At 29.5% G+C, this 13,795-nt stretch carries 11 protein-coding genes; 6 read left to right on the top strand and 5 right to left on the bottom strand.

Features of this window, described 5'->3' with window-relative positions:
* Nucleotides 1-163 precede the first annotated feature (163 nt).
* The 6 genes from CLV86_RS06580 (at nt 164) to CLV86_RS06555 (ending at nt 9,201) form a co-directional block, all read left to right on the top strand.
* On the top strand, nt 164-1,348 hold the full coding sequence (locus CLV86_RS06580) for an asparagine synthetase B (protein WP_121051033.1): 1,185 nt from the start codon (nt 164-166) through the stop codon (nt 1,346-1,348).
* A 1-nt stretch (nt 1,349) separates the two neighbouring features.
* Nucleotides 1,350-3,050, top strand: a complete 1,701-nt coding sequence (locus CLV86_RS06575) for a tetratricopeptide repeat-containing sensor histidine kinase (RefSeq protein WP_121051031.1) — start codon at nt 1,350-1,352, stop codon at nt 3,048-3,050.
* Nucleotides 3,043-3,711, top strand: a complete 669-nt coding sequence (locus tag CLV86_RS06570; protein WP_121051029.1) for a LytR/AlgR family response regulator transcription factor — start codon at nt 3,043-3,045, stop codon at nt 3,709-3,711. Before CLV86_RS06575 ends, CLV86_RS06570 begins: the two co-directional genes overlap by 8 nt.
* Before the next feature lie 99 nt (nt 3,712-3,810).
* Nucleotides 3,811-7,743: a LamG-like jellyroll fold domain-containing protein gene (locus CLV86_RS06565; RefSeq protein WP_121051027.1), complete on the top strand. Its 3,933-nt coding sequence runs from the start codon at nt 3,811-3,813 to the stop codon at nt 7,741-7,743.
* A gap of 114 nt (nt 7,744-7,857) precedes the next feature.
* Nucleotides 7,858-8,127, top strand: coding sequence for an EF-hand domain-containing protein (locus CLV86_RS06560; protein WP_076733483.1), 270 nt, complete (start codon nt 7,858-7,860; stop codon nt 8,125-8,127).
* Nucleotides 8,128-8,133: 6 nt separating this feature from the next.
* Nucleotides 8,134-9,201 (top strand): adenylate/guanylate cyclase domain-containing protein, encoded by a 1,068-nt coding sequence (locus CLV86_RS06555; protein WP_076733482.1) that lies wholly within the window; start codon nt 8,134-8,136, stop codon nt 9,199-9,201.
* Here the strand turns inward: CLV86_RS06555 and CLV86_RS06550 are convergent.
* The 5 genes from CLV86_RS06550 to thrS form a co-directional block, all read right to left on the bottom strand.
* Nucleotides 9,198-10,007 (bottom strand): HAD family hydrolase, encoded by an 810-nt coding sequence (locus CLV86_RS06550; protein ID WP_121051025.1) that lies wholly within the window; start codon nt 10,005-10,007, stop codon nt 9,198-9,200. The two genes, CLV86_RS06555 and CLV86_RS06550, sit on opposite strands and share 4 nt — an antisense overlap.
* 147 nt (nt 10,008-10,154) lie before the next feature.
* Entirely contained in the window at nt 10,155-10,499 is a 345-nt protein-coding gene (gene rplT, locus CLV86_RS06545) for a 50S ribosomal protein L20 (protein ID WP_076733480.1), read from the bottom strand.
* A gap of 107 nt (nt 10,500-10,606) precedes the next feature.
* The gene (rpmI, locus tag CLV86_RS06540) at nt 10,607-10,804 is read right to left on the bottom strand and encodes a 50S ribosomal protein L35 (protein ID WP_076733479.1); all 198 of its coding nucleotides are present in this window, start codon (nt 10,802-10,804) and stop codon (nt 10,607-10,609) included.
* 69 nt (nt 10,805-10,873) lie between these two features.
* Nucleotides 10,874-11,383, bottom strand: a complete 510-nt coding sequence (gene infC / locus CLV86_RS06535) for a translation initiation factor IF-3 (protein ID WP_076733478.1) — start codon at nt 11,381-11,383, stop codon at nt 10,874-10,876.
* Between the two features lie 71 nt (nt 11,384-11,454).
* Entirely contained in the window at nt 11,455-13,389 is a 1,935-nt protein-coding gene (gene thrS / locus CLV86_RS06530; RefSeq protein WP_076733477.1) for a threonine--tRNA ligase, read from the bottom strand.
* Nucleotides 13,390-13,795: the final 406 nt, after the last annotated feature.

Below are 13,795 nucleotides of genomic sequence, written 5' to 3'. Positions count from 1 at the left end.
GCTTAGGTTTTTAAAAAAGGAATATTTTTTGATTATATTTCAACAAGGCTATCTTAAAATAGTTTTTATTGAAATTTTCTATAATAAAACAATGAGAAAAATACTATATATATTCATTTTCCTATTAACTACTCAAAGTTATGCTTCATATATTTTGGTTCCTATGGATGCCGAAACTCAGGAAAACCATTTAAAAGCTTACGGAATTACTTATTGGACACTCGCCAAAAGCATTAAAGTTAAATGGTTATTAAACTATAGAGGAGGATCTTTTCTATTACCCGATACAGATGAAATACAGAAAGAATGTAAAATTAGAGGTGTTAGTTTCGAGATTTTAAGCAACGATAGAGTTGAAAGTATTCTACAAGATATTAGCAGCCCAAGTAAAAATATGGAAGCTGTAGTTTTAGAAAAAGCACCAAAAATCGCTGTTTATACACCAAAAGGTAAGCTGCCTTGGGATGATGCAGTAACAATGGTTTTAACCTATGCAGAAATTCCTTACGAAACTATTTACGATGAACAAGTATTAAAAGATGAACTCGTTTTATACGATTGGTTACACTTGCATCATGAAGATTTTACAGGACAATTTGGTAAATTTTACGCACGCTATAGAACTGCAGCATGGTATATAGAAGAAAAAAAAGAAGCCGAAGCATTAGCAACAAAATTGGGTTACAATAAAGTATCCGAAGCTAAAAGAGATGTTGCTCTTAAAATACGAGATTATGTAGTAGGTGGTGGTTTTATGTTTGCTATGTGTAGTGCAACAGACAGTTTTGATATAGCACTATCTGCAGAACATGTAGATATTTGCGAACCCATGTTTGACGGTGATGCAAGTGATGCAAATTATCAATCTAAAATAGATTACAATAAAACCTTTGCATTTAAAGACTACACACTAGAAAGAAGCCCAATGGTATATGAGTTTTCTAGTATAGACATGACAAGAAAACGTAAAATACCAAAACAAACAGATTATTTTTCATTGATGGATTTTTCTGCAAAATGGGATCCAATTCCAACTATGTTGTGTCAAAATCATACTGCATTAGTAAAAGGATTTATGGGTCAAACCACCTCATTTACACGTGAAGAAATTAAAAGTAACGTATTAGTAATGGGAGAAAATAGAACCAATGGAGAAGCAAAATATATACATGGCATAAAAGGAAAAGGCTTTTTTACCTTTTATGGCGGTCACGATCCAGAAGACTACACACATAAAGTTGGCGACCCAAAAACCGAATTAGATCTGCATCCAACATCTCCAGGCTATCGTTTAATTTTAAATAACGTATTATTTCCTGCAGCAAAAAAGAAGAAACAGAAAACTTAGTATGAAGTATTTTTTGTTTTTTATTTCATTCTTATGTTTTCAAGTATTACTATCTCAAAATGATAGTATTATAAATTTTGGAGAAAATTTGGTTCAAGAAAATAAGTTGGACGAAGCAATTAATTATTACAATAAGCATTTACTTAAACCTAAAACAAAAGAACAAGAAATATTCTTATTACTAGGACTTGCAGAAGTATACAAACTTAAGCTAAATTATAACCAGGCTAATAATTTTTTTATAAATGCCTTTGAAAAGATTAAAAATTTAGAAAACAAAAAATTAGAGTTTTTATACCATGTAAAACTTGGAGAATTTTTTAGAAAAAGATCTTTAGAGACTGAGTTTGAAACCGAATTGGATAAGGCTAGAAAAATTTTAAAGTCTTATAAAATTAATGACAAATATCTAGTAAAATACTACAACCGAAAAGCAGCCTTATTTACCGAACGTTATCAAAACAATGATTCTACACTTTTTTATGCTAATAAATCACTTGATTTAGCCAAAAAAGTAAAAGATAAAGATAACGAGTTTTATTCGTTATTGGAGATTGCAGGCGTTTACGAACGTAAAAAAGACTATAAAACATCAATACGATATATAGAAGAAATAATTGAATTTGCAAAAAGCAATAATATGCAACAACAAGAAGCTGATGCATATATAAGTTATATCATGGCATTAGCAAGAAGCAATCAATTAGAAAAAGCATTAAACACAGCTTTACATGCTGCTAATTTTTCAAAAAAAAATAATCTATTATATAACGAGATAATTTTTAATGAGAATATTCAAAACCTATATTTTAGATTAAAAAATACAGAAAAAGCATACGAATACTTAAAATATAGATTAGAACTTACTACTAAGTATAACGAAATAAAAAAAGAAGAATTATTATTTAATTTAGAAGCGAAATATAAATTAGCAGATAAAGAAAATCAAATTAAAATAAATACACTTGAACTGGATAATAAAAATAAAGCTTTAGCATCTAACAAAATCAAGTTATATGTAAGTATTGGATTGTTATTAGCAGCTACACTTATTACAATTTTAATAGCTTATTTTTTTAAAAAAGAAAAACACAGTAATAAGCGATTACAAGCATTATCATACGAAAATGAATTTTTGTTAAGTGAGGCCAATCATCGTATTAATAATAACTTACAGCTGGTAATTATTCTTATAGCAGATCAATTAAAAAAAATAGAAGGCACTAATGGTTTCGAATTAAAAAATATTTTAACCAAAGTAGAAGCCATTTCAACTCTACATAAACATCTTTATAAAAATACAGACAAAAAGAAAATTAATGCTCAAAACTACCTTGAAGATGTAAAAGTTAGTTTTTTTGATGTTTTTAAAGCTAACCATATAACTATAAATTTTAACTGTGAACCAGTTGAAATTCCTAATGATATTGCTATGTATTTTGGGTTACTACTTACAGAGTTATTTATCAATTCTATAAAGCATGCTTTTTTAAAAGAGGATTATAAAGAAATAAATTTTGAATTATATCAAGAACAAGATATTTTGGTTCTTAAATATTCTGATAACGGAAAAGCTAATACCGGCAAAATAGTACAACCTAAATTAATAAATAAACTCTGTAGGCAATTAAAAGCAGAGTATAAAATTAATACCACAGAAGGTTTTGTATTTGTACTTGAAAAACACCTTAAAAATGACTAACCAAAACAAGATAAAAATTCTAATTGTAGAAGACGAAATTTTAATAGCAGATTTTATTTTGGACATTTTACAAGAATCGAATTTTAAAACTATAAAAATTGCTAACAACTATAATACAGCTTTAAGTTTAATGGAATCTTTTTTACCAGAAATTATTTTAATGGATATTAATTTAAACAGTGGTAATACAGGTATCGAGCTTTCAAAATTAAAAAATAAAAATGCTACTGTTATTTTTATTACTGGTCAATACGATTTTGCATCAATGAGCGAAGCTTTAAAAACAAATCCAGATGCCTATTTAACCAAACCAATAAAAAAAGTTGATCTTTTAGCATCTATAAATTTAGCATTACACAAAAAACAAATTAAAACGTTGCAGTTTAGAGATGGTTATGATACTGTTAAACTAGAGTTCGATGCAATTAATTATATAGTTGCAGATGGTAATTACATTAATATTCATACTAATTCTAAAAAATATACTGTTAGGCAATCTTTAAATACTATTGCAGAGCAACTTCCCGATAATATGTTTATTAAAACTCACCGTTCTTATTTAGTTAATGAGTCTAAAATAGAAAGAATTACTTCAAATTCAGTTTTAGTAAATAATATAGAAGTTCCACTGTCTCGAACATTTGCTAAACAATTAAAATAACCTTTTAAATACAAGATATTGTATTTCGTCCCTGTTTATTTGTATTTTATAGGTAAAAATTTAGATTTGGCGCCTTAATTCTAACCAAACCTAAATCTTATGAAATTAAAATTCTACTTTTTTTTATGGGCAATATTTTGCCTTAATTTTTCTTACGCACAAACAACACCTGTTGTAACAGGAATTTCCCAACCTTACAGTTTGGCATTCCATGAAGATAATTTATATGTAGCAGAGCGTTCTATAAAAAGAATATCTATAAAAGATATTACAACATCTGGAACCGGCATAACAGGAGTACTTACTTATACAAACGATAATCCTGTAGCCTTAACAATGGATGGAGATAATCTATATTTAGGCTATCAAAACTCTATTATAGTAGATAAAGCTAATGTTGTTAATTATACAGGTTTGCAAAATGTTTATGTTAGCAATTCTGCTCCTATAACTTCTTATGGATCAGTTGTTCACGATGGTTATTTATATTTTACAAATTCAAATTATGGAGAAATAATACAAGTAGATTTATCATCTGGTGGTTTTGTAACATATATTAGTGGTTTACAAAATCCATATGGTTTAGCAATTAAAGGAGATGATCTTTATGTTTCAGAATTAGGTGCTAGCCGAATATCTAAAATAGATGTTACAACTACACCGGCATTAACGACAGTAATTACAGGTTTAGCTAACCCTAGAGGAATTGCATTTTATGGTAATAACCTATATGTTGCAGAATATTCTGCAAATCGCATTGGTGTAATAGATGTTACTGCAACTACACCTTCAAATACTCCTATAGCAACAGGTAGTGTATTTGGCCCTATTGATGTAGCACTAAAAGGGAACGATTTATACATTGCAGAATTAAGCAATAATAGAGTTTCTAAAACTACACTTCCATTATATGAGCCAAGTCCTGCAACACATTTAAATTTTGATGGTATAGATGATTCAGTATCACTAACAAATACTTATGGCTCTGTTACAGACTTTACAATTGAAGCTTGGATAAAAACAAATTCTGATGGAATAATTATACATAGTAATTCTGCTTATGATAATAGTTATTTAGCAGTGACTAATGGAAAGTTAACTTATACAACAAGCAGACATGGCTACGGAGGTCATATTCTTACATCTAATCAAAATGTTAATGATGATACTTGGCATCATGTCGCATTTTCTACAAGCTCAATAAACACAAATGGTCAAGGTAGCTTATATATTGATGGAGTTTTAGATAATTCCACTTCATTTGCTGTATACACAGTTCCAATGGGCTCTTTAACTATTGGTGGTGTTAATACTTCATACTTTAGTGGTTCTATTGATGAATTACGTGTTTGGGATGTAGTGAGAACTGCTGCAGAAATTAACAATGCCAAAAGCAGCGAAATACAATGCAATGAAATAGGTTTAATAGCTTATTATCAATTTAATAAAGGTATTGATGCAAGCGAAAATACCAATATAACTTCTTTAACCGATATAACAGGAAATGTTAATAATGGAACGTTAAATAATTTTGCTTTAACAGGAACAACTTCAAATTGGTTAGCCGGATCACCAATAACTACAGTATCACTTCCACCAGATGTTGTTTCTCCTGTAGAGTATATGCAAGATGATACGGCAACTCCATTAACAGCAACTACAGGAGCAAATGGAACAGGTTTAATGTGGTACACTACAGAAATTGGAGGAATGGGAGATGCAAATGCGCCAACACCAGACACATCAACAGTTGGTTCTACTTCTTATTGGGTAGCTAGTACAAACGACAATGGTTGTGAAAGTGAGCGTACAGAAATTGTAGTAACTATTTTACAACCAGCTACAAATTTAGATTTTGGAGGTGCTTTAGATTATGTAAATTGTGGTAATGGTGCAAGTTTACAAATTTCAGGAAATGCTATAACTTTAGAAGCTTATGTTAAATTTAATAGTTTTGCAGGAGCTGAATGGGGAGGAAATATAATTAATAAAAATGGTACTGGTGATTACGGTTATATGTTAAGAGCTGGTGGTAATGGAGTTGTTAATTTTAATTTAGGTAATGGTACTTGGAACGAAGTAAGCTCTCCACAAAATACAATAAGTTTAAATACTTGGTATCATATAGCAGGAGTGTACGATGGTACTACTCAAAAAATATATGTAGATGGTATTGAAGTCGCTTCAAATAATCTTTCAATTAATTTTGTTGAAAGTGGTTTTAACTTAAATTTAGGTCGTGATCCTCAATTTACAGATAGAGGTGTAGATGCGTCAATAGATGAAGTTAAAATATGGAATATTGCTAGAACAGAAGATCAAATAAATGCATCAAAAAATTGTGAATTACAAGGAGATGAAGTAGGTCTAGCTGCATATTATAAATTTAATCAAGGCCTTGACTCAGCAGATAATTCATCTGAAACAAGCTTGTTAGATGCAACTTCAAATGGAAATAATGGAACCTTAACAAACTTTAATTTAACAGGAACGACCTCTAATTGGCTGGCAGGTTCTCCAATAACAACAGGATTAATAATTCCTTCTGAAGCAACAGTTACAACACCAGTAATATACAATCAAGGAGATACTGCTTCACAGTTAACAGCAACTACAGGTGCTAATGGAACAGGATTAATGTGGTATACTACAGAAATTGGTGGAACGGGAGATGCAAATGCACCAACACCAGACACATCAACACTTGGTTCTACTTCATATTGGGTATCAAGTACAAATGATAATGGTTGTGAGAGTGAGCGTGAAGAAATAGTAGTTACTATTAATGAGCTAATTCCTGCAACACATTTAAATTTTGATGGTGTTGATGATTATATAAATATAAATATTGGAGAATTTACTACTTCATTATATAATTACACACACGAATTTTGGTTTAAAACATCAAGTGCAGATGGTACAATATTTAATTTTTCAGATACAGGATTACCAAATTCTGGTGGGTTTAACAAAACAATATATTTACAAAATGGAAATTTAGTATCTTACGTTTATAATAACTCAGAGCATTACATTACATCAACAACAACATATAACGATAATAACTGGCATCACGTAACAGAAATTGCAAATGCCTCAGAAAGAAAATTATATGTAGACGGTGTTTTGATTGGTACAGATTCAAATTTTTCAAATCAATATTTTGGATATATTGTTTTAGGAGCAAGTAATAAAACTCCTGGAGTTTACTTTAATGGTGATATTGATGAAGTAAGAATATGGAATACAGCTCTACTTATAGAAGATGTTAATAATAGAGGTAATTGTGAGTTACAAAACAACGAAACAAATTTATTAGCATATTACCGATTTAATCAAGGTAATGCTACAGTAGATAACACTTCTGAAACAACTTTAGTAGATTCTACTTCAAACACATATAATGGAACATTAAATAATTTTGCATTAACAGGAACAACTAGTAATTGGTTAGCAGGATCACCTCTTGGAGCAGCGCCTACAATTACAATGCAACCACAAGACCAAACTATTTCATCTGGAGATAGTTCAGTAGTTTTTTCTGTATCTGCTTCAAATGCAACATCATACCAATGGGAATTTAGTAATGCAGACGAAGATATTTGGACTCCTCTAAATGATAGTTTATCAGATCCAGATATTTCTGGTTCTACAACTAATACATTAACAATCTCAGGACAAAATTTAGAAACTATTACTAACTTAAAATTTAGAGTTTTAGTAAACGGAGAGTCTACTTGTTATATTATTTCAAATGAAGTAACCGCAAGCGAAACACTTAGTGTTTCGTCTTTTAAAGAAGATGATATTAAGATATATCCAAATCCAACAAATAATTTAATAAATATAGCAACAACTTTAAACTCTAGCTTACAATTATCTATTTACGATATAAACGGTAGAGTGTTATTAAGTAAAACATGTAATCAACAAATTAATACTATAGACATTTCAGCATTTAGTAATGGAATGTATTTATTAAAAATGAAAACAGATTTTGGTGAAGTAACTAAAAGAATAATTAAAGAATAATTTTTTAAAATTTTTATCATTATAAAAAGGGTCACAGGAATGTGATCCTTTTTTCATTTAAATACAATATTAATTTCAAACATATTTTCTTACATTTAAAAAAAATCAAATTGCATGTCAACAAAAGAAGATATTTTAAAAAAAATAGAAATACTAATTACTAATCATTTTAGAACACCAGAAGAAGCATTTAACTTTTTCGATGATAATGGTGATCAAAAATTATCGAAATCAGAAATTAAAGATTTGTTACAAGAAGCAAAAATTAGTGGTTTTATTCGTGGTATTGTAGCTTCAAAGTTAATAGAAGGTTACGATAAAAATGATGACCAATTAATAAGTTGGGAAGAATTTCAAACCGCTATAGACGAAATATCTAATTAGAATATCGTGAAAAATCTTATTTTTCAATTCTTACGTTTGTTATTACAAACAGTCATATTCTGGATTTTAGCTTTTTGCCTATTTATATTTATTAGATATTTTGCAATAGGAGCAGAGGAAGGTGTAATTGTAACAGTTTATCATATTTCAGATATACTATTTTTTGGTGTCTTATTAGGCTTACTTATAGGTTCGTTGTTTGCCGTAGTAGAGTTTTTATTCGATAAATTTTTATCAAAAAATCTATCTCTAGCTTTAGTACTTCTAGAAAAACTAGTAATTTATTTAATAGGCATTATTTTATCTCTCAATTATGTTTTTCCAATTGCAGAAACCGAATTAAATTTAAATTTAACAACAGAAATAGGCTGGTGGAAGACTAGTAGAATATTCTGGTTAATTGTTTCTTATTTTTTAATTTGCTCAATAGTTTTCTCATTTATAAAAATAGCTAATGAGAAATTTGGTAGTGGAATGTTCTTTAATTTTTTAATAGGAAAGTATAGAACACCTAAAGAAGAAAAAAGAATATTTATGTTTTTAGATTTGCAAGCCTCAACTACAATAGCTGAAGAGTTAGGGCATTATAAATATAGCGAGTTTATACAAGATTGCTTTTACGATTTAAATAGAATTGTCTCTAAATACAATGCAGAAATATATCAATATGTTGGAGACGAAGCCGTATTAAGTTGGAAATATAAAAAAGGAATTAAAAATAATAATTGTGTAGATTTATTTTTTCATTTTCAAAAACGAATCGAAAAGAAGCAAAAATATTATTATAGTAAATACAATTTAGCACCTGTTTTTAAAGCAGGTTTACATGGAGGAAAACTAATAATTACAGAAGTTGGAACAATTAAAAAAGAAATAGCTTACCATGGCGATGTAATAAATACAACTGCTAGAATTCAAGGAGAATGTAATAAGTACAAAGAGCTGTTACTGTGTTCAAATACATTACTTATGGAATTAAAACTATCAAATAAATATTCTACAGAATTTATTGGAAATTTAGAATTAAAAGGAAAAGAAGAAAAGTGTAAAATTTCTGCGATTAAAAGCATTTAATAATTGCTTTTAGCCTTAAGTAATTGTTGTAAAATACTTTCAACACCATAACTATCATTATTTGTAGTTTCAAAATTTGCAACAGCTTTAACATCTGGATGGGCATTTTTCATAGCAAAGCTATATTTAGCTAGTTTTAGCATTTCAATATCATTATTATAATCACCAAAAACCATGGTTTCTTCAGGAGTAATATTATAATTCTTTTGAATAAGTGATAGTGCGTGTCCTTTATTTGCTTTGTTTTCAGAGATATCAACCCAATGATTTGCACTAACCTTTACTTTAAAACGATCTTCTATATGTTTTACAAATGGATATATAAAACGTTCAGAACTTTCTTCATGAAATAATGCAATTTTGTAAATAGGTTCTGTAATTTCTAAAGTATTTAAAATCACTTTATAATTAGGGTAGTACTCTTTTAAAAAATTTAAAAGCTTAGTCGAATCGCTTAGTATATAAGCTTTATTTTTAGCACAGAAAACAGAAAGAGAGTTTTCTATACTTAAAACTAAATTACAAATTTCTTTAAAATTGTTTTTTTTAATTGGGTTAGATAGAAATAATTCATCATTTTTTATTGCCAATCCACCATTTTCAGACACAATTATAATGTCGTCTTTTATTTTTGAAAGTTTATCAATCATACTATAATATGGTCGACCACTTGCGGCAACAAATAAGATGTCGTGAGATTTTATTTCATTAAATAAGCTAAAAAACAACTCACTAACCTTATGATTAGAATTTAGCAATGTACCATCCATATCTGTAACAATTAATTTAACTTGAGATAAATTCATATTTTTTAATTAAAGATAATTAGTGTTGTTGTTTAATATTTAAAGAGAATATTAAGTTAATATAAATATTAACAAAAAAGCCTGACTCGAAAGAGTCAGACTTTTTATATATAAGTGAAATGATATTATTTTATTGGCAAAAAGCCTTTATTTAATTTTGTTCACAATTGCTTCAAAAGCAGTTGGGTGGTTCATCGCTAAATCAGCTAAAACCTTACGGTTTAATTCGATGTTATTAGCTTTTAATTTACCCATAAATTGTGAATAAGACATACCGTGTAAACGAGCTCCAGCGTTAATACGCGTGATCCATAATGCACGAAATGTTCTCTTTTTAACTCTACGGTCTCTGTACGAATATTGCATCGCTTTATCAACCGCATTTTTTGCTACTGTCCAAACGTTTTTACGTCTTCCAAAGTAACCTTTTGCTTGTTTAAGCACCTTTTTTCTTCTGGCTCTTTTGGCAACAGAATTTACTGATCTTGGCATAATTTAAATGTGTTTTGTAGTAGGCGGTTAAATTTTAACACTTGTTTTTAATCTTAGTTAGCCTAACTCCAGGGTTATTAATTTGTTTTTAACCTATTAAAATAATGTTACTTTAAACGCATCATTACTTTAATATTGTTCTCATCTGCAGGGTGTACTAATGTACTATGCGTTAGAGCAAGCTTACGTTTTTTAGATTTCTTTGTTAAGATATGACTCTTAAACGCGTGCTTTCTTTTTATCTTCCCAGTACCAGTAAGCTTGAAACGCTTTTTAGCACTAGATTTTGTTTTCATTTTAGGCATCTTGTTTCCTAGTTTTAATTATTTCACTTATAATTTTGTTATGTTGATGCTATATCAACACCTTTTGTTTTATTTTTTTGGAGCAATAAACATTGTCATTCTCTTACCTTCTAATCTTGGCATTTGTTCTACTTTACCAAGTTCTTCTAGGTCCTGAGCTAAACGCAGTAATAAAATTTGACCTTGCTCTTTAAACACAATCGAACGTCCTTTAAAAAATACAAATGCTTTTAATTTAGCACCTTCTTTTAAAAACTTTTCTGCGTGTTTCTTTTTAAACTCGTAATCATGGTCATCTGTTTGAGGTCCAAAACGAATTTCTTTTATAACAACTTTAGTCGCTTTACTCTTTAAAGCTTTATCACGCTTTTTCTGTTCGTAAAGAAACTTTTTATAGTCCATAATTTTACACACAGGCGGATCTGCTTTTGGTGAAATTTCTACCAAATCAAGTTCCTGCTCTTCAGCTATGGCTAAAGCTTGTTTAGTTGTGTAAATACCAACTTCAACATTTTCTCCAACTAGACGCACTTTTTCTGCTCTAATTTTCGAGTTGATTTTGTGTTGGTCTTCTTTAATGACTCTTAAAGGTCCTCTTGATCTTTTTCTACGTATTGCTATGACTTTATAATTTTAGTTAAACGTTATATTTAAAATTGTTTCAATGTTTTATTTATTTCTGTTTTAACAATTTCTGAAAACTCTTCTACACTAATCGTGCCTAAATCGTCTCCGCCATGTTGTCTTACAGATATCTTGTTTTCATTCTCTTCATTTTCTCCTATAATAATCATATAAGGAGTTTTATTCATTTCTGCTTCTCTAATCTTTTTACCAATAGTTTCACTACGGTTATCTACAAGTGCGCGAATTTCGTGATTTTCTAGCAAATTTAAAACTTTTTCACCGTATTTTTCATATTTCTCACTAAGAGTTAATATAGAAACTTGATTTGGCATTAACCATAATGGGAAATTTCCGCCCGTATGCTCTAGTAAAATAGCTATAAAACGTTCCATACTTCCAAAAGGAGCACGATGTATCATTACAGGTCTATGTAATTCGTTATCACTTCCTTTGTATGTTAAGTCAAAACGTTCTGGTAAATTATAATCTACTTGTATTGTTCCTAGTTGCCATTGTCTACCTAAAGCATCTTTTACCATAAAATCTAATTTAGGGCCATAAAAAGCTGCTTCACCAGTTTCAATCACATAATTCAATCCTTTGTCTTTTGCAGCACTAATAATGGCTTGTTCTGCTTTTTCCCAATTTTCAAGACTACCTATATACTTATCAGGATTTTCAGGATCTCTTAAAGATACTTGTGCAGTAAAATTTTCAAACCCTAACGAACCAAAAACATAAAGAACTAAATCAATTACATTTTTAAACTCTTCGTCTAATTGGTCTGGTGTACAAAATAAATGTGCATCATCTTGTGTAAAACCACGAACGCGAGTTAACCCATGTAATTCTCCACTTTGCTCATATCTATAAACTGTACCAAATTCTGCATAACGCTTAGGTAAATCTTTATAAGACCATTGCGCAGCGTTGTATATTTCACAGTGGTGAGGACAGTTCATAGGTTTCAATAAAAACTCTTCATCTGCTTTAGGAGTTTTTATAGGTTGAAAACTATCTTCTCCATATTTAGCATAGTGCCCAGAAGTAACATATAATTCTTTTTGCCCAATGTGTGGACTCATAACCATTTCGTAACCTGCTTTCTTTTGTGCAGCTTTTAAAAAGTTTTCTAAACGTTCACGTAAGGCAGTTCCTTTAGGTAACCATAATGGTAAACCAGCTCCAACTTTTTGAGAGAAAGTAAACAACTCTAATTCTTTACCAAGTTTTCTATGATCTCTTTTTTTAGCTTCTTCTAAAAGAGCTAAATACTCAGTTAATTCCTTTTGTTTAGGAAAACTAATACCATAAACACGAGTTAATTGAGGTTTTGTTTCGTCTCCTCTCCAGTAAGCACCAGCTACAGATAATACTTTAACGGCTTTAATAATTCCTGTATTAGGAATATGTCCACCACGGCATAAATCTGTAAAAGTAGAATGATCACAAAATGTAATTGTACCATCCTCTAAATTTTCTATTAATTCAGTTTTAAAAGGATTATCTTTATATAATTCTAGGGCTTCTGCTTTAGTAGCACTTCTCATATTAAAGTCATACTTACCTCTAGCTATTTCCAGCATTTTGTTTTCAACCGTTTTAAAATCTTTTTCAGTTAAAACGTCGTCACCAAAATCTACATCATAATAAAATCCACGATCAATAGCAGGTCCTATAGTTAATTTAGCATTTGGATATAAATCTTGTATAGCTTGTGCTAAAACATGAGCACTAGAATGCCAGAAAGCAGTCTTTCCTTCATCATTATTCCAGGTATATAATATCAAAGAACCATCGGTGGTTAAAGGTGTAACGGTTTCAACTGTTTCACCATTAAAACTTGCAGAAATAACATTTCTAGCCAAGCCTTCACTAATGCTTTTAGCAACATCCATAGGAGTAGAATTCGTGTTAAACGATTTTACACTTCCATCTGGTAAAGTAATCTGTATCATATATAAGTTTAAATTCAATTAACAAAGATAATAGGTTACAAACTCACAAGCAATACATAAACGTAAATTATACAATAATAAATTTGGCGTTCCCTATCGGTCAGGCTTTCAACTATATCTTTTTGCAAAAAAAATGCAAAAAGGATGCCGTTTCAATCCTTAACGCGGTCATAGCACATAAGTTGGTTTCAGGTGTAAAGTTGTTTTAAACCTTAAATAATTAAGTATATTAATATAAACAAAAAACAAAAGAATATTGCATACATGTTCTAAAGTAAATGAAGAATTACTTCCATGCATGTAAGACGTAATTTTCCCATTAAAAATCGTGTATATATAATAAGGACAAATAGTAGAATAAAATTTTAAAAAAAACAGAGTGTATAATGTGTTGATTAGAAGCTTT

Origin of the sequence: Lacinutrix venerupis (assembly GCF_003663945.1) — a bacterium.
In the GTDB taxonomy this organism is placed as follows: domain Bacteria; phylum Bacteroidota; class Bacteroidia; order Flavobacteriales; family Flavobacteriaceae; genus Lacinutrix; species Lacinutrix venerupis.
Note: the sequence above shows the minus strand (reverse complement) of the source record. Positions and strands in the feature narration are given on the sequence as shown.